A 19,429-nucleotide genomic window follows, 5' to 3' on the forward strand; every position below is an offset into this window, starting at 1 on the left:
TCCGTATGGATGGACGTGAAGCGATACTTCCGTGGGCCGGTCATGTGGATCGTGCTGGCCGTCCTTGCCGTGGTCGTGTTGATGCAGGTCGTCGGCTCGTCCGGCGGCTACAAGACAGTGGACACCGGCCAGGTCGTCCAGGCGATCAATGAGAACAAGGTCGAGTCGGCCAAGATCACCACCGGCGACGAGCAGGTCATCAAGGTCTCGCTCAAGGACGGCGAAAAGGTCGACGGCAGCTCGAAGATCCAGGCGAGCTACATCGGCGACCAGGGTGTGACCCTCGCCGGCACCTTGCAGGACAAATACCAGAACAAGCAGATTCCGGACGGCTACACCGTCTCGCCGTCCAAGCAGAACCCGTTCGTCGGCATCCTGCTCTCTCTGCTTCCCTTCGTGCTCATCGTCGTCGTCTTCCTGTTCCTGATGAACCAGATGCAGGGCGGCGGCTCCCGGGTCATGAACTTCGGGAAGTCCAAGGCGAAGCTCATCACCAAGGACACCCCGAAGACGACGTTCTCGGACGTCGCGGGCTCGGACGAGGCGGTCGAGGAACTCCACGAGATCAAGGAGTTCCTCCAGGAGCCGGCGAAGTTCCAGGCCGTCGGGGCGAAGATCCCCAAGGGTGTGCTCCTGTACGGGCCTCCTGGAACCGGTAAGACGCTGCTGGCCCGCGCCGTCGCGGGTGAGGCGGGCGTTCCCTTCTACTCGATCTCCGGTTCCGACTTCGTCGAGATGTTCGTCGGTGTCGGTGCCTCCCGGGTCCGCGACCTGTTCGAGCAGGCCAAGGCGAACGCTCCGGCGATCGTCTTCGTCGACGAGATCGACGCGGTCGGCCGTCATCGCGGCGCCGGCCTCGGCGGCGGTCACGACGAGCGCGAGCAGACGCTGAACCAGCTGCTCGTCGAGATGGATGGCTTCGACGTGAAGGGCGGCGTGATCCTCATCGCCGCCACGAACCGGCCCGACATCCTCGACCCGGCGCTGCTGCGCCCGGGCCGCTTCGACCGCCAGATCGCGGTCGACCGCCCGGACATGCAGGGCCGTCTGGAGATCCTCAAGGTCCACCAGAAGGGCAAGCCGGTCGCCCCGGACGTCGATCTGTCCGCCGTCGCGCGCCGCACCCCGGGCTTCACCGGTGCGGACCTGGCGAACGTGCTGAACGAAGCTGCGCTCCTCACCGCGCGCAGCAACCAGAAGCTGATCGACAACAACATGCTCGACGAGGCGATCGACCGTGTGGTCGCGGGCCCGCAGAAGCGGACCCGGATCATGTCGGACAAGGAGAAGAAGATCACCGCGTACCACGAGGGCGGTCACGCCCTGGTCGCGGCGGCGTCTCCGAACTCCGACCCGGTGCACAAGATCACCATCCTGTCGCGCGGCCGGGCCCTCGGATACACGATGGTCCTGCCGGACGAGGACAAGTACTCGACCACGCGCAACGAGATGCTCGACCAGCTCGCGTACATGCTGGGCGGGCGCGCGGCCGAGGAGCTCGTCTTCCACGACCCGACCACGGGTGCTGCGAACGACATCGAGAAGGCCACCGCAACGGCCCGCGCGATGGTCACGCAGTACGGCATGACCGAGCGGCTGGGTGCGATCAAGTTCGGCGGCGACAACACCGAGCCGTTCCTCGGCCGGGAGATGGCGCACCAGCGCGACTACTCGGAAGAGGTCGCCGCGCTCGTCGACGAAGAGGTCAAGAAGCTCATCGAGAACGCGCACAACGAGGCCTGGGAGATCCTGGTCGAGAACCGCGACGTCCTCGACAACCTGGTCCTCCAGCTGCTGGAGAAGGAGACGCTGGGCAAGGAGCAGATCGCCGAGATCTTCGCTCCCATCGTCAAGCGTCCGGCCCGCCCCGCGTGGACCGGTTCCTCCCGGCGCACGCCGTCCACCCGCCCGCCGGTGCTCTCCCCCAAGGAGCTGTCGCTGACGAACGGGGCGAACGGCGCGTCCGCCGCGATCGCCGGAGCGACGGAGTCCGTCCCCTCTGCGGAGGCGGCCCCCGAGGAGCGTCCCGAGAGCTGATCTCCGGCTCGCGGCGGCCTCACCAGGCCCGGAATGGATGCCGTGCCCCCCTGGTTCTAGCCTGGGGGGTGCGGCATTTCCGTATGCCCGGATGTCCGACGCGTTGACCCGCACGCGTGACAGGCCAAGGAACGAGGAACAGATGACCGACCCCGTGACGCTGGACGGCGAGGGCGCGATCGGCGTGTTCGACGAGAAGCGCGCCGAGAACGCCGTGCGCGAGCTGCTCATCGCGGTCGGCGAGGACCCGGACCGCGAGGGCCTGCGCGAGACGCCGGGACGGGTGGCCCGGGCGTACCGGGAGATATTCGCGGGGTTGTGGCAGAAGCCCGAGGACGTGCTCACGACGACGTTCGACCTGGGCCACGACGAGATGGTCCTGGTGAAGGACATCGAGGTCCTCAGCTCCTGCGAACACCATCTGGTGCCGTTCGTCGGGGTGGCCCACGTCGGATACATCCCGTCGGTCGACGGGAAGATCACGGGCCTGTCGAAGCTGGCCCGGCTGGTGGACGTCTACGCCCGCCGTCCGCAGGTGCAGGAGCGGCTGACCACGCAGGTGGCCGACTCGCTGATGGAGATCCTGGAGCCGCGCGGTGTGATCGTCGTCGTGGAGTGCGAGCACATGTGCATGTCCATGCGCGGGGTGCGCAAGCCCGGCGCCAAGACCATCACGTCGGCGGTCCGCGGACAGCTGCGCGACCCGGCCACCCGCAATGAGGCGATGAGCCTGATCATGGCCCGCTAGGGCGCCTCGGAGGGTTCGGGGGCCTGTCCGGCGGGCCCGCGCGCCCGCCTCGGCCGGCGGGTGTCACCCCCCGGCCGCCGCCGGCGCCCCCGGCTTCTCTGGCCTCAGGCCGCGGCGGCCGTGCCGTTGTTCTCGTCGTCGTCCTCCGGGAGCTTGCAGACGCGCTCCAGGAAGAAGGCGGCCGCTATGACGCCGATTCCGGCGACGACGGAGAATCCGGCGTAGATGGCCTGGTCGCGGCGGGCGGGGACCTCCAGCGACTCCAGCAGGAAGGCGCCCGTGCCGCCGTACATCCCCGAGACGAGCGCGGCGACGAGGGCGCTGGCCTGGCCGAAGACGACGGCCCTGGCCGCCATCAGCGGGTCGACGCCCTTGGCGCCGGGCCGGCGCTCGCGCTGGGCCTTGAGGCGGGCGCGCAGCGAGAGCGCCGTGGCGAGCAGGACGACGGCGATCAGTGCCAGGACGACGGGGGCGGCCAGGGGAACCCGGGGGAGGGTCCCCACCGCGTTCCACAGGCGGGCGCCCGCCCAGGACAGGACGCCGGCCACGACGAACACGGCAGCCAGCGTCCTGATGCGCAGCTCTTTCACGATGCCCCTTCGGTAAGCCGGCCAAGGTCGGTCGTCCTGACCTTAACGACTACTCGGGCAGCCGGAGTTCCAGGTCGGTGCGGGGCGCGACACCGTCCCGGGTGAGCTTGCCGAGGAGCTCGGCCACGGGGCCGTGCCCGGGCAACTGGGCCTCGGGGTCCACGTCGTGCCAGGGCGCGAGGACGAAGGCCCGTTCGTGGGCGCGCGGGTGAGGGAGCGTGAGCACCGGATCGTTGGAGACGACACCGTCGTACGCGATGATGTCCACGTCGATGGTGCGCGGGCCCCAGCGCTCGTCGCGGACGCGGTTGAAGGCCTCCTCGACCGCGTGGGCGCGCTCCAGCAGGGACGAGGGCGGGAGGGTGGTCTTCAGGACCACGACCGCGTTGAAGTAGGTGGGCTGGCTGTCCGGGGCGACGCCCCAGGGCTCCGTCTCGTAGACGGGGGAGACCGCCTTGACGCGGACGCCCGGGGTGTCCTCCAGAGCGTCGACGGCACCCTGGATGGTCTCCAGGCGGTTGCCCAGGTTCGCGCCGAGGGAGATCACCGCGCGCTTGGGGTTGTTCAGGGTCGTGTCGGCCGCGTCGACCCGCTCGACCACGGAGGGCGGCACCGGCTGGACGGTCGGGTCGCTCTGACCCCCGGTGAAGAAGGCGGTCATACTCGGCTCCGGGTGATGGTGACGGTCACGTCGTCGAAGGGGACGGTGATCGGCGCGTCCGGTTTGTGGACGCAGACCTCGACCTCCTGGACCCCTTCGTGCTTCAGACAGGTCTGGGCGATGCGCTCGGCGAGCGTCTCGATGAGGTCGACGGGCTCGCCCTCGACGACAGCGACGACCTCCTCGGCCACGATGCCGTAGTGCACGGTCTTCGTCAGGTCGTCGTCGGCCGCGGCCGGTCGGGTGTCCAGGCCCAGCGCCAGGTCCACGATGAAGGTCTGGCCCTCTTCGCGCTCCCTGGGGAAGACGCCGTGGTTTCCACGGGCCTTCAGGCCGCGCAGCGCGACACGATCCACGCGAATCACTCCTGCAATCGTCGGTGGCGGCAGGTGCATACCGAGTGCGGTCGGTACACCGGCCTCAGGTGAATCTACCTGCGGGCACCGACAGTGCTCGGCCACGGGTCGGACACCTGCGCGAAGCCGACGGGGCTTCACCGGATGTTTCCCATGGGGAACACGGCGGCTCACGGGTTGGTAGCCGCCCCTACCCAGGGCCCCGTGATTCGAACCACTCCCCGGCGCCTACCCACTCAACCGGGTGTGTCCTCACCGTCCTCGTCACCGGTTTCGGCGAGGACGGGCGAGGCGTGGTGCGACCAGAGCTTCCAGCCGTCGGGTGTGCGGTGGAACACGTTGGTGGCGACGACGAGCTGACCCACCAGCGGGCCCAGTTCGTCGCTGTCCTCCGGCGGGGGGCCGCCGCTGAGGATGTTCTCGGTGCAGGTCACCAGGGCGGTGTCGCCCGTGACGGAGACGTGCACGTCGGTGAGGAAGAACTGGATGTACTCGGTGTTCGCCATGATCAGCGCGTAGGACCTGAGGACCTCGCCGCGGCCGAAGAGCACGGGCCAGCCGGGGTGGACGCAGGAGATCACCCCGGCGTCCGCCGGGTCGTGGACGTCCTCGTCGTGGCCGAGGTCGGCCGGTGTGAGCCAGAGCGTGGACAGCTCCTCGAAGTCGCCGCGCTCCATCGCCTCGTAGTAGGCGGTGTTGGCCAGCTCGACCTGCTCGACGTCGGTGTGGGGGGCGCTCACCGGTTTCCTGCTCCGTCCGGCTCGTGCGCGGCGGTGCCGGGCGCCGCCGTGCCCGCGGACCGGGCTCCTTCCACGGCCCGGGCCACCCGGACCGCGTCCGCGGTGGCCCGCACCTCGTGGACGCGGACGGCCCAGGCCCCCTGCTGGGCGGCGAGCGCGGAGACGGCGGCGGTGGCGGCGTCCCGTTCGCGGGCGGGCGGCGGGGCGCCCTCGGGGCCGGCCAGGACGCGGCCGAGGAAACGCTTGCGGGAGGCGGCGACGAGCAGCGGATGGCCGAGGGTCAGCAGGCGGTCGAGGTGGGCCAGGAGCGACAGGTCGTGTTCGGCTCCCTTGGAGAAGCCGAGGCCGGGGTCGACGACGATCCGGTCGGGGGCGATGCCGCCCTCCAGGACGGCCTCCACGCGCGCGTGGAGTTCGTCGACGACCTCGGAGACGACGTCCTCGTACGAGCCCTTGACGTTGCCGCCGGACAGGAAGCCCCGCCAGTGCATGACCACGAAGGGGGCGCCCGCCGCCGCGACGACCGGGATCATCGCGGGGTCGGCGAGACCGCCGCTGACGTCGTTGACGAGCGCGGCTCCGGCGGCCAGGGACTGCTCGGCGACGGAGGCGCGCATGGTGTCGACGGAGACGGTCACGCCCTCGGAGGCCAGTCCCCGCACGACGGGGATGACCCGCCGCAGTTCCTCGGCCTCGTCGACACGGGTGGCACCGGGGCGGGTCGACTCACCCCCGACGTCCACCAGGTCGGCGCCCTCGGTCACCAGGCCGAGGCCGTGCTTGACGGCAGCCGTCGTGTCGAACCAGCGGCCTCCGTCGGAGAAGGAGTCGGGCGTCACGTTGACGACCCCCATGACCGCGCAGCGGTCCCATGCCGGCAGTCCCGCGACTTCGCCGCGCCCGCTCTTCTTGCTCATACGTCCAGCCTAGGCCTCCGGGGGAGAGCCGTTTCCCCTCGGGCGGGCGGGCCGTTCCCGCCGGGGCCCGTATCCCGGGCGGTGCGCGGGGCCGGGCGCCCGGGACGCGGCCCGCGGAGACGGGGTGCGAACCGGGCGGTGCGGCCTCACAGGGCCCCCGGAGACGGGGTGCGAGCCCGGCGGTGAGGCCTCACGGGGCCCGGCTGCCCGGGCCGTACCGCTCGGGCCCTGCGGCCGGTGCCGGCTCACACCGCTCTGACCTTCCGTTCCGTGACGCCGTGCGCACACGGGCGGGGAGCCGGTGTGCGGCGGCGCAGCAGCCGGGGCAGCGCCAGGTGCACGAACCCCTCGGCCTGCATCGCCGCGAGGCCGATCCGCGGCAGTTCCCCTGAGGAGCGGTAGACGACGAAGCGGGGCTCCCAGCGGGGGCGGAACTTCGCGTTGAACCGGTACAGGGACTCGATCTGGAACCAGCGGGAGAGGAAGACCAGCAGGCCGCGCCAGGCGCGCAGCACCGGGCCGGCCCCGATCTTCTCGCCGCGGGCCAGGGCCGAGCGGAACATCGCGAAGTTGAGGGACACCTGTGCGATGCCCAGGCGGGGTGCCTCCTGGAGGGCGGCCACGATGAGCAGTTCGTTCATGCCGGGGTCGGCCGAGCGGTCGCGCCGCATGAGGTCCAGGGAGACGCCGTCGGCACCCCACGGGACGAAGTGCAGGACGGCCCTGAGGTCGCCGTACGGGCCCGGCTCGGGGTCCGCCTTGTGGGCGGTGGCGATCAGGCAGTTCCCGTCGGCGGGGTCGCCGATGCGGCCGAGCGCCATGGAGAAACCGCGTTCGGCGTCCGTGCCGCGCCAGTCCTCGGCCGCCCGCCGTATCCGGTCGAGTTCGCCCTCGCCGAGGTCACGGACGCGCCGGACCCGGGTCCGGTAGCCGGCCCGCTCGATGCGCTTCACCATCTGGCGCACGTTGCGCATCGCGCGCCCGGACAGACTGAAATCCGCGACGTCCACCACCGCCTCGTCGCCCAGTTCGAGGGCGTCGAGTCCGGTCTCGCGCGTCCACACCTGGCCGCCCGTCTCCGAGCAGCCCATGACGGCGGGCGTCCAGGAGTGCGCCCGCGCCTCGTCCATGAACCGCTCGATGGCGCCGGGCCAGGCCTCGACGTCGCCGATCGGGTCGCCGCTCGCGAGCATCACGCCCGAGACGACGCGGTAGGTGACCGCCGCCTTGCCGCTCGGGGAGAAGACGACGGCCTTGTCGCGGCGGAGCGCGAAGTGGCCGAGCGAGTCCCGGCCGCCGTGCCGCTCCAGCAGGGCGCGCAGCCGGCTCTCGTCGTCCTCCGTCAGCCGCGCCGCGGGGTGTTCGGGGCGGAAGGCGAGGTACATCGTGGTGACGGCGGTCAGCAGACCGAGCGCGCCGAGGGAGAAGGCGACCGTCCAGGAGGTGGGTCCGGTGTAGTCGACCGGGCCGGAGAAGCCGCACAGCCCGTACAGCACGTGCTGGATGCGGTCCGCCAGGCTGGGGTCGCCGGTCATCCGGTCGGAATGGACGCCGACGATGACCAGTCCGAGGACCAGGGAACCGGCGCCCATCAGCACGAAGTTGGCGAGGGCGCGCCAGCGGCTGCGCGGGTCGGGGAGGGCGGCGAACTCCCTTCGGTGGCGCAGCAGCGGCACGAGCAGCGCGACCGAGAGGACGACGCCGATGAGCGAGTGGCGGTAGGCGAGCTGGGCGGCGGCGCCGGCCGGCAGGAGGACGACGGCGGCGCGCCACGCCCGGCGCTTGTGCCGGCGCAGTCCGTGCGCGAGGAGCAGCAGCAGGACGCCGGCGCTGAGCGACAGCGCGGCGGCGAAGGGGCCGAGCGCGCCCGGCAGCACCTCGGCGAGGGTGTGCATGCGGCTGTGGCGGAAGCGCGGGAAGACGCCGGCGCAGATGTCGAGGAGTCCTATGAGGGTGCAGGCCCGGGCGACGAGCGCGGGGGCGGCCTCGGGGCCGGGGCCGGGGAGCAGGCGCCGCGGCCGACGCGGTCGGTCCGGAACCTCGTCCGACATTTCCCCATCTATCCTGACAGACATCGCATCCCGTAGTTCCGCGAGAGACCGTGAATCCGGTGCCAATCCGGCATCCGGCGACATTGCGCCCTCTAGGACGGTGTCTTGAGGAGACAGGTTCACTCCCTTCCGGAAAGCCGGTTCAAAAGGCGGGGAAAGTCCCGGGCAAGAGTCCGCGAAGGAGCCTCGCGCGTCCTCGGGGACCGGAAAGCGCAGGCAGGAAGAGCCCATGGGTCTCACGAGCAACAAGGTGCTGGTGCTGGCGGTCGTGTCCGCCGTACTGCTGTTCGTCGGCACGGTGTGGCTGTGGCCGCGGCTGGCGCGCAGCACCTGGCGGGCCGTCGGCGGCCGGGTCGGGCTGCTGCTGGCCACCCAGGCGGCCGTCCTCGCCTCGATCGGCCTCAGCGCCAACCAGGCCTTCGGTTTCTACGCCAGTTGGGCGGATCTGTTCGGCCGGGAGAGCGGTCAGGGTGTGGTCGTCGACCACGGGCCCGCCGGTGCGGACGGCGGCCCCCTCCAGGTCGTCGACACCCAGCAGGTGAACGTGTCGGGCGGAGCCCGCCCGCAGATCGGCGGCCAGATCCAGAAGGTCGACATCGTCGGCCGTACGACGCACATCGCCACGCCCGCGTACGTCTATCTGCCGCCGGAGTACTTCCAACGGCAGTACCGCACCCGGACGTTCCCCGCCGTGACGGTCCTCACCGGCTACCCGGGCACCGCCGAGGCGCTCATCAAGGGCCTGCACTACCCGCAGACGGCACACGCCATGGCCAAGGACGGGAAGATCCAGCCGCTGATCCTGGTCATGCTGCGGCCCACCGTGGCGCCGCCGCGGGACACCGAGTGCGTGGACGTCCCCGGGGGCCCGCAGACCGAGTCCTTCTTCGCCAAGGACCTCCCCGACGCGGTGGCGGCCCACTACCGGGTGGGCCGGAAGCCGGGCAGCTGGGGTGTCGTCGGCGACTCCACCGGCGGGTACTGCGCGCTGAAGCTGGCCGTCCACCACCCGGGGACGTACACCGCCGCGGCCGGGCTGTCGCCGTACTACAGGGCACCGACCGACCCCACGACGGGCGACCTCTTCCACGGCGACGAGGCGCTGCGCGACCACGCCGACCTGCTCTGGTACCTCAAGCACCGGCCCGCGCCGGACACCTCACTGCTCGTCACCAGCAGCAGGCAGGGCGAGACGAACTACCAGGACACGCTGCGGTTCATGGAACTGGTGAAGTCGCGGCCGCCGACCCGGATCTCGTCGGTCATCCTCGACAGCGGCGGACACAACTTCAACACCTGGCGGCGCGAGATCCCGGGCACCCTCCAGTGGATCAGCGGACGGCTGAGCGACCACTGAGCGCCGTCGGCGCGGAGCGCGGCCGCCGCGCCGGGCGCGGGGACCGGACCGTGCCGCACTCAGGAGCCGCTGACGGTCTCCAGGTCGACGTCCGCGCGGGCGATGTCCCGGGCGTCCGCGGCCGTCGAGCGGCGCAGCGCCTCGTGCAGCCGGGCCGGGGTGAGGACGCCGAGGAACCGGCCCTCGCTGTGCTCGTCGATGACGGCGATCCAGCCGGCGTCGTGCTGCAGCATCGTCGAGAACGCCTGCTTCAGGGACGCGCCCACCGGCAGCCACGCCTCCATCCGGCGGGCGTGCTCCCGGACCGTGCCGCTCCGCCCGCGCGCGTGCTCGCCGGAGATCCAGCCGTGCAGGTCGCCGTTCGCGTCCAGGACGACCGCCCACCGGGCGTCGAGCTTCCTCGGCAGCGGGTCGTCGAGGCGGACCACGGGCGGCTGTTCGAGGTCGCTCTCCTCGATGGGCGTCACGGACAGCCGCTTCAGTCCGCGGTCCGCGCCCACGAAGTCGGCCACGTAGCCGGTCGCGGGAGCGCCCAGGACGGCGGACGGGGTGTCGAACTGCTCGATGCGGCCGGCGCCGTAGACGGCGATGCGGTCGCCGAGGCGGACGGCCTCCTCGATGTCGTGGGTGACGAACAGCACCGTCTTGCGCACGGACTGCTGGAGCCTCAGGAACTCGTTCTGCAGGCGCTCGCGCACCACGGGGTCGACCGCGCCGAACGGTTCGTCCATGAGCAGCACGGGCGGGTCGGCGGCCAGGGCGCGGGCCACGCCGACGCGCTGGCGCTGGCCGCCGGAGAGCTGCTCGGGGTAGCGGTCCCCGTAGACGGACGGGTCGAGGCCGACCAGGTCGAGGAGTTCGGCGGCGCGCTCGCGGGCCTTGCCGCGCTTGACGCCGAGCAGGTGCGGGACGGTCGCCGTGTTGTCGAGGACCGTCTTGTGAGGGAAGAGGCCGACCTGCTGGATGACGTAGCCGATGCGGCGGCGGAGCCGGACGGGGTCGATGGCGGATATGTCGTCGCCGTCGAGGAATATCCGGCCGCTCGACGGCTCGATGAGGCGGTTGACCATCTTCATCGTGGTGGTCTTGCCGCAGCCCGAGGGCCCGACGAGCGTGACCAGCTCGCCCTCGGCGACCTCGAAGGACAGGTCGTCGACGGCGGTCGTGCCGTCCGCGTACCGCTTGGTGACGTTCTCGAACCGGATCATGGCTCCCCATTGTGGCCGCGGACGGCGGGCGTTGTGTGAAGGCAGTGTTTCGCTCGTACGGCGACTATCGGCCATTGTCGGTGGCGGGCGTTAGGGTCGCCAGCAAGTCAAAACGATGTGCGGGTGTGCGGTCCACTGACATACGTTCGGTGATTTCGGGGGAGGTGGGGCGGGGTGAGCGAGCAGAACTGCCTGGTGGCCAACGACTGGATCTGCGGGGAGTACGTCCGTTCCCGCAGCCAGGAACTGGTCGACGCGACGGTGCAGCACGTGTGGATCACCGTGGCCTCCGTGGTGATCGGGGTCGTGGTGGCCTTCCCGCTGGCGCTGCTGGCCCGGCGGTTCCGCGCCTTCTCGGGCCCGATCCTCGGACTGACGACCGTCCTGTACTCGGTCCCCTCACTCGCGATGTTCTCGCTGCTGCTGCCCCTCTTCGGGCTCTCGGCCGCCCTGGTGGTGACGGGGCTCGTCCTGTACTCGCTGACGATCCTCGTGCGGAACATCCTCGCGGGGCTGCAGTCCGTTCCCGAGGAGGCCCGCGAGGCCGCCCGCGGCCTGGGCTACGGACCGGCGCGGCTGCTGTGGGAGGTCGAACTGCCGCTGGCACTGCCCTCGGTGCTCGCCGGGGTCCGGATCGCCACCGTCTCGACCGTGGCCCTGACGACGGTGGGATACATCGTCGACTACGGCGGGCTCGGCACCCTGATCGTCAGCGGCCTGCACAGCGACTTCAAGGCACAGGTGCTCACCGCGTCCGTGATCTGCGTGCTGCTCGCCCTGGCCGCGGACCTGCTGCTGCTCGGACTCCAGCGACTGCTCACCCCCTGGGTGCGGGCGACCCGCGCCCCTCGAATACGGCGGCGTCCCGCCCCGGCGAAGGTGGCTGAGGCGGCATGAACGCGATATCGGGGGCCTACGACTGGCTGGTGACCGGTGCGAACTGGCAGGGGGAGAAGGGGGTCTGGCACCGGCTCACCGAGCACCTGTACTTCAGCGGGGTCACCCTCGCCGTCTCCTGTCTCCTCGCACTGCCGCTCGCGCTGTGGCTCGGGCACATCGGCAAGGGGGGCGCACTCGCCGTCAACCTCTCGAACGTGGGACGGGCGGTGCCCACGCTGGCCGTGCTCGTGCTGCTCACCCTCACTCCGCTCGGCCGGCACGGGGACCTGCCGACGCTCATCGCGCTGGTGCTGTTCGCCGTCCCGCCGCTGCTGACGAACGCGTACATCGGGATGAGCGAGGTGGACCGGTCGGTCGTGGAGGCGGCCCGCGGGATGGGCATGAGCGGCGGGCAGGTGTTCCGGCAGGTCGAACTGCCGCTGGCGTACCCGCTGATCATGACCGGGGTGCGGTCGGCCACGGTGCAGATCATCGCCACGGCGACGCTCGCCGCGGCGGCGGGCGAGGGCGGTCTCGGCCGGATCATCACCGCCGGGTTCAGCCTGCAGAACACCCCGCAGGTGGTCGCCGGCGCCTTCCTCGTGGCGGTGCTCGCGCTGCTGCTCGAGGGCGCGCTGGTGCTGGCGGGGCGGGTCTTCGACCCGATGCGCGGACGACAGGGCACTCAGCGGTGACGTGCGGTTCTTGCCGGTTACGCGGTGACGTCCGGTTTCTCTTGGGTACGCGGTGACGTCCGGTTCCGGACGGGCCGTGACGTTCGACTTCTCGATAGGGGTAACGATGAACAGCAGAACGCGTCGGATGGCGGTCGCGGCGGTGGCCGTCGGCGCGCTGACCGCGGGGCTCACCGCGTGCGGCGGCGACAGCCTGGAGGACGACGGCGCCGACAAGGGCTCGGGCGGCGGCAAGGGCAAGCTCGTCGTCGGCGCGGCGGGGTTCACCGAGGCGAAGGTCCTCGGCGAGCTCTACAAGCAGGTGCTCGACAATGCGGGATACAGCGTCTCGGTCAAGACCGTCGAGAACCGCGAGATCTATGAACCCCAGCTGGAGAAGGGGGCGATCGACATCGTCCCCGAATACGCGGCGACGCTCGCGGAATTCCTCAACCTGAAGGAGAACGGCGCGAAGGCGAAGCCGGTCGCCTCCAGCGATGTCGACGCCACCGTCTCCGCACTGGAGAAGCTGGCCGAGCCGAAGGGCCTCAAGGTGCTGCCGGCCGGCGAGGCGGTCGACCAGAACGCGTTCGCGGTCAGCACCGAATTCGCCGAGAAGCACGACCTCAAGACGCTTTCGGACTTGGGGAAGTCGGGCGTGAAGGTCAAGATCGCGGCCGGTGACGAATGCGAGACGCGGCCCTTCTGCGCGCCGGGTCTGAAGAAGACGTACGGCATCGACGTCTCGGGAATCGACCCCAAGGGCGTCGGTACGACCCAGTCCAAGCAGGCGGTCAAGAACGGCACCGACCAGCTGGTGCTGACCACGACCACGGACGCGACGCTGAAGAACTTCGAGCTCGTGCTCCTGGAGGACGACAAGAAGCTCCAGAACGCGGACAACGTGCTTCCGGTGGTGAACGCCAAGGACGCCGGAGACCAGGCGATAGCGGACGCGCTCGGGAAGTTGACGCAGACCCTCACCACGGACGATCTCGTGGAACTCAATCGCAAGGTCGACGAGGAGCGCCAGAAGGAGGCCGATGTGGCCGAGGCGTATCTGGAGTCGAAGGGATTGATCAAGAAGTAGGCGCGTCGCCTTTCCGGCGGAATGACGGCCTTCACGGCAGCGAAGAGCGGGCCTCTCACGGAGGGGAAGAGGCCGCTCCCGCTGCTGTCGAAGTGGCGGCCCCGCAGCCGCCTTGGGTGGACGCGAAGGGACTTCGCCGGGACGGTGCGAGCGACTTCGCGGAGTCGAAGTGGTGGCCGTGTTGGTGCCCGGGGCGTGTGAAGGCTGCGGGGTGGCTGTGTTTTTACCGCGCGGGGCACCAAGATTCGCCTACGCGCGGTAAGTTTCTGGCCATGCCACGAGGACGTCACCGCCATTCACCCCCCTTGCACAGACTGCTGCCTCCTTCGGCGATCGCCGGCGTCTCGCTCGTCTGCGCCGCGGGGCCCTGGCTGTTCACGGAGCCCCTGGTGCTCCGTGCGCTGGCCGCGGGTGCCGCGCTGACGACCGTCGTGGGCTCCGTCGTCATGCGCCGCTGGGACACGGCGGCGGGCAAACGCGTCGCGGACCTCACGCGCGCGCGTGCGAGCGACGAGTGGCGCTACGAGGAGCGGGTCGCCGAGTTGGAGACCGACCTCGAGGAGTCGCGCGAGCTGCGCACCAAGCTGGAGCAGCGGCTGCGTGCCAAGCGGGCCGAGCTGGCGGGCCTGCGCAACGAACACGCGGCGCTGCTGCGGCGGTACGCCACGGCGGAGACCGAGCGCGCGACCGCGCTGGAGGGCCGCCGGCTGCTCGCGATAGAGACGTCGGTCCCCGCACGGGCGCTGCCCGCCTCCTCGGCCGACCAGGCCCGGCAGACGTCAGGGGCCGTGGCCTCCCCGGCGCCCGGTGCCCCGGACCCGTCGGCGGCGCCGGCCGCCAGGGTGTCGACCGGCGTACCGGCGCCGGCCGGGTCGCCCGAGTCCGAACGCGCCGACTCCCGCGCGGTGGACGCCGCCGGTGCCCCGGCGGAGGGCCCGTCCGAGGACGGGGCCCGCCCGGAGGACACCGAGCAGCCCGCCGACGCCGAGAAGGCCTTCTCGCCGACCGGTTCCCCGCTCTTCCTGCGCGCCAACTCCGCGCTGGACCGCATCGTGGGCGAACGGGCCGCGCGGCCCGGCCCCGACGGCGAACCGGCTGCGGACGGGTCCGGCCCCGACGGCGAACCGGGTTCGGAGGCTTCCGCTCCCGAGGCTCCCGCGAGCACGAAGGGCTCCTCGCCCGTGGCCGGGCGGGCCCCGGCCGCGGACCACCCGGTGCACGACGGCCCGGCGAAGGCGGCCTCCGCCCCGGGCACCCCCGCGAAGGACGCCGCACCGTCGGCCGGCCCCGGGGAGAACGCCTCCGGGCCCGGCACCGCGACGCGGGAATCCGCTCAGGAGGACGAGGCGGAGGGGAAGCCCGAGGCGGTCGACGGGCACCAGCGCGCGGCCGCCGCGCCCGCCGTCGAAGCCACCGCCTTCCCCTCCGGGGCCACGAGCACCCGCCCGGTGCCGGCCCGACCGGCGTCCACCGAATCCGCGGCCCCCGTCTCGGGTGCCGTCATCCCGGTGAGGCCCACGGCACCCACGGCACCCGCGAAGCCGACCAAGCCCGTCAAGTCCGTACGGCCCTCCGGGCACTTCACCGTGCCGACCGCGGTGGCCGTCGTACCCACCGCGCCCCGGCGCCGCAAGGCGATCGAGGGCGGCTTCGACTTCTTCGGCACGCAGCAGGGGGCCTCGCCGGACGCGTTGGAATCCGTGCAGAACGAGGACCTCGCGGACGTCGTCGGCCAGGAGGCGCTCGCGCTGCACAAGGCCGAGTCCGAGGCCGTCCAGTTCAAGTCCGCGGACGCGGAGTCCCGCGGTGTCGGCCAGGTCATCGACCTGACCGCGCACGACGAGACGGAGCAGATCGACGTCGCCGGGCTGCGCAGCGCGGTCTCCTGAGGACGGACGTCCACGAGCTCACCCGAGGGCACCGGCACGATCGCCGGTGCCCTCGGCCGTACCCGGTGCGCCCGCGCGCGGGGCTCACGCCATCCAGCGGTCCGGGCGCGCCTGCCTGCGGCCCGTGCGCGAGCGGTCGGCCTGGGACTGCAGGAGCCCGGACGCCTCCCGGGCGTCCCGCAGCCGGGCCGTGACCGTCCGCCCGGCGCCGGTGTCGACATGGACGTCGGCGAGCCCCTTGAAGCGGGCCCACGGTCCCTGCCGCAGCCGTACGCTCTGCACCTTCGCGTGCGGCACCAGGGCGAGGCTGCGGCGCAGCAGCCCGTGCCGCGCGACGAAGGCCGTCCCGGTGACGGCGAGACCGTAGCCGCGCCACCACAGGGGCAGGCACCAGCCCGCCCGGCGCGGTGGCCGTGACAGGGCGTCCGGCACGACCACCCCCGGCAGCACCCGTGCGATCACCGCGTCGGCGGCCGCGCGGGGAGCGACCGGGACGAGGACGGAGTTGGACGATCCGGCCACGTCCAGTTCCACCCGGACCCAGCCGCGCCGCCGCCACAGCAGCGGCTCGACGATCCGCACGGTCTGCACCCGGCCGGGCGGCACCGTCTCGTGCGCGCGGTCGAGGAGTCCGTGGTCGATCCGCAGGCCGTCCGGGGACTCGCCCACGGTCCAGTCGTACTCGCCGACGAAGCGCCCGGCGCTGCTCGCGCCCGCCGCGCCGAGCAGCGGCAGGCCCGTGGCGAGCACCGTCCACACGCTGTGGGTGGCCCACCAGAGCAGTGACGGGACGACGAGCGCGGCGACGAGGGAGCCCCAGGTGGCGCCCGTCAGCAGCAGGGAGACGGCAAGGACTCCCGCGGGCACGTGGAGGAGCTGCCGGGCCGGTGCCTCGCCGACCTTGTGGGCCGTCTCGGGGGCGAAACCGGCGGCGCGCGCGAGGAGTTCGGCACGCAGGGCCCGGGCCTCGTCCTCGCCCAGATAGGCGAGTTCGTCCTTCTTGTCGGTCCCTATGACGTCGAGTTTGAGCTTGGCCACCCCGGCGACGCGGGCCAGCAGCGGCTGTGTGACGTCGACGGCCTGGAGCCGGTCGAGGCGGATGTGCGCGGTGCGGCGGAACACCAGGCCGGTGCGGATGCGCAGTTCGGTGGCGGTGACCGCGTAGTGGGTGAACCACCAGGTCAGAAAGCCGTAGAGGGCGGCTGCGGGCACGAAGACGGCCAGGCCGACCAGGAGGGCGGTCGTCGTGAGCCGGGTCAGCTGCGCCTGTGCCTGGCCGGGGTCGTGCACCGCCCAGCCGGCCAGCACCGCGACCGGCGCCCAGGCGCGGCGCAGTGGCGTCACGGGGTGCAGGCGCTGCTCGACGGGCACGGTCTCCGGGGCCGCGGCGGTGACCCCGCCGGTCGCCGCCGCACGGGGGGAGTCCGCGGGCCCCGGCGTGGGCGCGTCCGAGGGCACCGTGTCCGAAGGCCCGGGGGGCGGTGTCACAGACCCGCCGATCGTGCCTCGCCGAGTTCGGTGAGCCGGTCGCGCAGTCGCTCGGCCTCCTCGGGGTCGAGCCCGGGGATGCGGGCGTCCGTGGCCGCCGCGGCCGTGTGCAGCTGCACGCTCGCCAGCCCGAAGTACCGCTCCACGGGCCCCGAGGTGACCTCGACCAGCTGCATGCGCCCGTACGGCACGACGGTCTCCTCCCGCCACAGCACACCCCGGCTGAGCAGCAGGTCGTCGGCGCGCTCGGCGTACCGCCAGGAGCGCCAGTTGCGCCCCAGCATCGGCCAGCCCCACAGGATCAGGCCGAGGGGGAGCAGCGCGAAGGCGGCCCATCCGGGCCCGGCCAGCAGCCCGAGTCCCAGTCCCACCCCGATCGTCAGCAGCCCCGCCCACACCACCAGCAACAACCGCCGCATCCGCAGCAGGCCCGGCGGAAGGCCCGTCCAGACGGGCTCGCCCGTCGCGTTCCGTGTGGTCCCCGTCTCCATGCCGCAAGGGTACGTACGAGAGACTGTCCCCATGACTCCCACGACGGAGACCATGGTCGGCATCGGCGGCGCCGCGGAGAGCACCGACATGGTGCTCAACATCGGGCCTCAGCACCCGTCCACGCACGGCGTGCTCAGGCTGCGGCTCGTCCTCGACGGCGAGCGGATCCAGCACGCGGAGCCGGTCATCGGCTACATGCACCGCGGCGCGGAGAAGCTCTTCGAGGCCCGCGACTACCGCCAGATCATCATGCTCGCCAACCGCCACGACTGGCTGTCCGCCTTCTCGAACGAACTGGGCGTGGTCCTCGCCGTGGAGCGGATGCTCGGCATGGAGGTCCCGGAGCGCGCCGTGTGGATGCGCACGCTCCTCGCCGAGCTCAACCGCGTCCTCAACCACCTGATGTTCCTGGGGTCCTACCCCCTGGAACTGGGCGGCATCACCCCGGTCTTCTACGCCTTCCGGGAGCGCGAGGAACTCCAGAACGTCATGGAGGAGATCTCCGGCGGGCGCATGCACTACATGTTCAACCGCGTCGGCGGCCTCAAGGAGGACCTCCCGGCCGGCTGGACGGCACGCGCGCGTGAGGCCGTCGCCTCCGTGCGCTCGCGGATGGACGTGTACGACGACCTGGTGCTCGGCAACGAGATCTTCCGGGGCCGGACGCGCGGTGTCGGCGTCCTGTCGCCCGAGGCGGTGCACGCCTACGGGGTGAGCGGCCCGATCGCGCGTGCCTCCGGGGTCGACTTCGACCTGCGCCGGGACGAGCCGTACCTCGCCTATCCCGAGCTCCAGGACACGCTGAAGGTGGTCACCCGCGAGGAGGGCGACTGCCTGGCCCGCTTCGAGTGCCTCCTGGAGCAGACGCACGCTGCGCTGGCGCTCGCCGACGCCTGTCTCGACCGCCTCGCGGAGCTCCCGCCCGGCCCGATCAACCAGCGCCTCCCCAAGGTCCTCAAGGCGCCCGAGGGGCACACGTACGCCTGGACCGAGAACCCGCTCGGCATCAACGGCTACTACCTGGTCAGCAAGGGAGAGAAGACCCCGTACCGGCTGAAGCTGCGGTCGGCCTCGTACAACAACATCCAGGCCCTCACCGAACTGCTGCCCGGCACGCTGGTCGCGGACATGGTGGCGATCCTCGGCTCACTCTTCTTCGTGGTCGGGGACATCGACAAGTAGGTCGGCGGCCGGAGCGAGCCGCGGATCCACCGGTACCTCGACGGGCTGCAGCAGCCAGCCGAAGTCGCCGAGCCCGCCCGCCGCGGTGAGCTCGGCTGCGGCGCCCGCGTCCGCGAGGGCTCGCACGTAGGCGGCGGGGTCCGTGGTCGCCAGCGACAGCGGGGGCCGCCCGCCGTGCACGCCCAGCGCCCGCAGGGCCGTCCGCTGGGTCACCACGCGCCCGCCGGGCAGCGCGCACGCGTCCAGCGCCACGTGTGCCGTGATGTCGCACGAGCCGTCCGGCACCGGGGCGGTCTCGCGCCCCGCGCGGAATCCGGTGAGCGTCCCGAACGGGGGCCGCGCTCCGGCGACGTGCGCGTAGTCGGCGGCGACGGCGAGACCGCGGTCGAGCGAGGCGACGGCGCCACTCCAGGCCTCGTCCCGGGGGAGGCCGATCTCGGCCCGCAGGCCCTCGGAGGGGGTGGGCCACCAGCGCGCCAGCCACCGGGCCGCGGCCCCCGCGACGGGCGGCCCGAGCCGCTCCGTCCCGTCCCGCCGTACGAGCACCAGCCGGGGCACGCCCTCCGGACCGGCCTCGGCCACGTCCACGGGCACGTTGTCGAGCCACTCGTTGGCGAACAGCAGACCGGTGACGCCGCTCGGGGGCGCGGACAGCCACTCGATCCGGTCGTCGAGGCCGGCCGGGCGTTCCGCCCGCTCGACCGCGTACCCGCGGACCCGGGAGGCGACGGCGTCGGGCAGTACCGCGAGGACGCCGGTGACCAGTTCCCCCCGGCCCGCCGCCATGTCGACGAAGGCCAGTTCGGCCGGGCTCCCCAGCGCGTCGTCCACCCGGCACAGCAGACGCGCCACGGCCTGCGCGAAGAGCGGGGAGGCATGGACGGACGTCCGGAAGTGCCCGGCGGGTCCCTCCGGACGCCGGTAGAACCCCGCAGGCCCGTACAGCGCCTCCTCGGTCGCCTCCCGCCACCCGCGCCAGCCGTCCGCCGCCTCATCGTCCACCGCGCCAGGCTAGGGGGTGATCCACACTGCACCCTCCAGGCCCCCGTGGACGTCGAAGGCGGGCGCAC

18 protein-coding genes are annotated in these 19,429 nt (G+C 72.1%); 8 read left to right on the forward strand and 10 right to left on the reverse strand.

Going from position 1 to position 19,429, the window contains the following annotated elements:
- Positions 1–9: 9 nt before the first annotated feature.
- Both ftsH and folE read left to right on the forward strand, forming a co-directional pair.
- Positions 10–2,037, forward strand: a complete 2,028-nt coding sequence (gene ftsH / locus ACZ4NT_RS15805) for an ATP-dependent zinc metalloprotease FtsH (RefSeq protein ID WP_121405279.1) — start codon at positions 10–12, stop codon at positions 2,035–2,037.
- A 142-nt stretch (positions 2,038–2,179) separates the two neighbouring features.
- Positions 2,180–2,785 (forward strand): GTP cyclohydrolase I FolE, encoded by a 606-nt coding sequence (gene folE, locus ACZ4NT_RS15810; protein WP_121405280.1) that lies wholly within the window; start codon positions 2,180–2,182, stop codon positions 2,783–2,785.
- Between the two features lie 104 nt (positions 2,786–2,889).
- On the opposite strand, the gene ACZ4NT_RS15815 is transcribed toward folE, so the two are convergent.
- The 6 genes from ACZ4NT_RS15815 to ACZ4NT_RS15840 form a co-directional block, all read right to left on the reverse strand.
- On the reverse strand, positions 2,890–3,375 hold the full coding sequence (locus ACZ4NT_RS15815; protein WP_121405281.1) for a DUF3180 domain-containing protein: 486 nt from the start codon (positions 3,373–3,375) through the stop codon (positions 2,890–2,892).
- Positions 3,376–3,424: 49 nt separating this feature from the next.
- Complete coding sequence (gene folK / locus ACZ4NT_RS15820) at positions 3,425–4,036, reverse strand: 2-amino-4-hydroxy-6-hydroxymethyldihydropteridine diphosphokinase (RefSeq protein ID WP_467725774.1); 612 nt, start codon at positions 4,034–4,036, stop codon at positions 3,425–3,427.
- A complete protein-coding gene (gene folB, locus ACZ4NT_RS15825; RefSeq protein ID WP_121405283.1) occupies positions 4,033–4,392 on the reverse strand; it encodes a dihydroneopterin aldolase in 360 nt (119 codons plus the stop codon). The genes folK and folB overlap by 4 nt, the downstream gene beginning before the upstream one ends.
- 236 nt (positions 4,393–4,628) lie before the next feature.
- Positions 4,629–5,132, reverse strand: a complete 504-nt coding sequence (locus tag ACZ4NT_RS15830; protein WP_121405284.1) for a nuclear transport factor 2 family protein — start codon at positions 5,130–5,132, stop codon at positions 4,629–4,631.
- Positions 5,129–6,049: a dihydropteroate synthase gene (gene folP / locus ACZ4NT_RS15835; RefSeq protein WP_121405285.1), complete on the reverse strand. Its 921-nt coding sequence runs from the start codon at positions 6,047–6,049 to the stop codon at positions 5,129–5,131. The genes ACZ4NT_RS15830 and folP overlap by 4 nt, the downstream gene beginning before the upstream one ends.
- 245 nt (positions 6,050–6,294) lie before the next feature.
- Positions 6,295–8,100, reverse strand: coding sequence for a phosphatidylglycerol lysyltransferase domain-containing protein (locus ACZ4NT_RS15840; protein ID WP_467725777.1), 1,806 nt, complete (start codon positions 8,098–8,100; stop codon positions 6,295–6,297).
- Between the two features lie 229 nt (positions 8,101–8,329).
- Here ACZ4NT_RS15840 and ACZ4NT_RS15845 point away from each other — a divergent pair, with 229 nt between their 5' ends.
- Positions 8,330–9,457, forward strand: a complete 1,128-nt coding sequence (locus ACZ4NT_RS15845; RefSeq protein WP_467725779.1) for an alpha/beta hydrolase — start codon at positions 8,330–8,332, stop codon at positions 9,455–9,457.
- 59 nt (positions 9,458–9,516) lie between these two features.
- Here the strand turns inward: ACZ4NT_RS15845 and ACZ4NT_RS15850 are convergent, their stop codons facing one another.
- Entirely contained in the window at positions 9,517–10,665 is a 1,149-nt protein-coding gene (locus tag ACZ4NT_RS15850; RefSeq protein WP_121405288.1) for a betaine/proline/choline family ABC transporter ATP-binding protein, read from the reverse strand.
- Between the two features lie 174 nt (positions 10,666–10,839).
- Here ACZ4NT_RS15850 and ACZ4NT_RS15855 point away from each other — a divergent pair, with 174 nt between their 5' ends.
- From ACZ4NT_RS15855 to ACZ4NT_RS15870, 4 genes are all read left to right on the forward strand, one after another.
- Positions 10,840–11,562: an ABC transporter permease gene (locus ACZ4NT_RS15855; RefSeq protein WP_121405289.1), complete on the forward strand. Its 723-nt coding sequence runs from the start codon at positions 10,840–10,842 to the stop codon at positions 11,560–11,562.
- Complete coding sequence (locus tag ACZ4NT_RS15860; RefSeq protein WP_121405290.1) at positions 11,559–12,239, forward strand: ABC transporter permease subunit; 681 nt, start codon at positions 11,559–11,561, stop codon at positions 12,237–12,239. The genes ACZ4NT_RS15855 and ACZ4NT_RS15860 overlap by 4 nt, the downstream gene beginning before the upstream one ends.
- 106 nt (positions 12,240–12,345) lie before the next feature.
- Positions 12,346–13,308 (forward strand): ABC transporter substrate-binding protein, encoded by a 963-nt coding sequence (locus ACZ4NT_RS15865; protein WP_121405291.1) that lies wholly within the window; start codon positions 12,346–12,348, stop codon positions 13,306–13,308.
- Between the two features lie 272 nt (positions 13,309–13,580).
- Positions 13,581–15,197, forward strand: a complete 1,617-nt coding sequence (locus ACZ4NT_RS15870) for a hypothetical protein (RefSeq protein WP_467725782.1) — start codon at positions 13,581–13,583, stop codon at positions 15,195–15,197.
- Between the two features lie 84 nt (positions 15,198–15,281).
- Here the strand turns inward: ACZ4NT_RS15870 and ACZ4NT_RS15875 are convergent, their stop codons facing one another.
- Both ACZ4NT_RS15875 and ACZ4NT_RS15880 read right to left on the reverse strand, forming a co-directional pair.
- Positions 15,282–16,685, reverse strand: a complete 1,404-nt coding sequence (locus tag ACZ4NT_RS15875) for a PH domain-containing protein (RefSeq protein WP_467725784.1) — start codon at positions 16,683–16,685, stop codon at positions 15,282–15,284.
- Complete coding sequence (locus tag ACZ4NT_RS15880; RefSeq protein ID WP_121405294.1) at positions 16,682–17,176, reverse strand: PH domain-containing protein; 495 nt, start codon at positions 17,174–17,176, stop codon at positions 16,682–16,684. The genes ACZ4NT_RS15875 and ACZ4NT_RS15880 overlap by 4 nt, the downstream gene beginning before the upstream one ends.
- A gap of 31 nt (positions 17,177–17,207) precedes the next feature.
- On the opposite strand from ACZ4NT_RS15880, the gene ACZ4NT_RS15885 reads away from it, so the two are divergent.
- Entirely contained in the window at positions 17,208–18,359 is a 1,152-nt protein-coding gene (locus ACZ4NT_RS15885) for an NADH-quinone oxidoreductase subunit D-related protein (protein ID WP_121405295.1), read from the forward strand.
- On the opposite strand, the gene ACZ4NT_RS15890 is transcribed toward ACZ4NT_RS15885, so the two are convergent.
- Complete coding sequence (locus ACZ4NT_RS15890) at positions 18,324–19,361, reverse strand: SAM-dependent methyltransferase (protein ID WP_467725787.1); 1,038 nt, start codon at positions 19,359–19,361, stop codon at positions 18,324–18,326. The genes ACZ4NT_RS15885 and ACZ4NT_RS15890 overlap by 36 nt on opposite strands.
- Between the last annotated feature and the right edge of the window lie 68 nt (positions 19,362–19,429).

The organism is Streptomyces sp. NPDC026417, assembly GCF_055567695.1.

Coding starts and splice junctions, on each gene's coding strand:
- ftsH (WP_121405279.1), top strand. CDS start 10: ATGGACGTGAAGCGATACTTCCGTGGGCCGGTCATGTGGATCGTGCTG.
- folE (WP_121405280.1), top strand. CDS start 2,180: ATGACCGACCCCGTGACGCTGGACGGCGAGGGCGCGATCGGCGTGTTC.
- folK (WP_467725774.1), bottom strand. CDS start 4,036: ATGACCGCCTTCTTCACCGGGGGTCAGAGCGACCCGACCGTCCAGCCG.
- folP (WP_121405285.1), bottom strand. CDS start 6,049: ATGAGCAAGAAGAGCGGGCGCGGCGAAGTCGCGGGACTGCCGGCATGG.
- ACZ4NT_RS15840 (WP_467725777.1), bottom strand. CDS start 8,100: ATGTCGGACGAGGTTCCGGACCGACCGCGTCGGCCGCGGCGCCTGCTC.
- ACZ4NT_RS15845 (WP_467725779.1), top strand. CDS start 8,330: ATGGGTCTCACGAGCAACAAGGTGCTGGTGCTGGCGGTCGTGTCCGCC.
- ACZ4NT_RS15850 (WP_121405288.1), bottom strand. CDS start 10,665: ATGATCCGGTTCGAGAACGTCACCAAGCGGTACGCGGACGGCACGACC.
- ACZ4NT_RS15860 (WP_121405290.1), top strand. CDS start 11,559: ATGAACGCGATATCGGGGGCCTACGACTGGCTGGTGACCGGTGCGAAC.
- ACZ4NT_RS15865 (WP_121405291.1), top strand. CDS start 12,346: ATGAACAGCAGAACGCGTCGGATGGCGGTCGCGGCGGTGGCCGTCGGC.
- ACZ4NT_RS15870 (WP_467725782.1), top strand. CDS start 13,581: ATGCCACGAGGACGTCACCGCCATTCACCCCCCTTGCACAGACTGCTG.
- ACZ4NT_RS15880 (WP_121405294.1), bottom strand. CDS start 17,176: ATGGAGACGGGGACCACACGGAACGCGACGGGCGAGCCCGTCTGGACG.
- ACZ4NT_RS15885 (WP_121405295.1), top strand. CDS start 17,208: ATGACTCCCACGACGGAGACCATGGTCGGCATCGGCGGCGCCGCGGAG.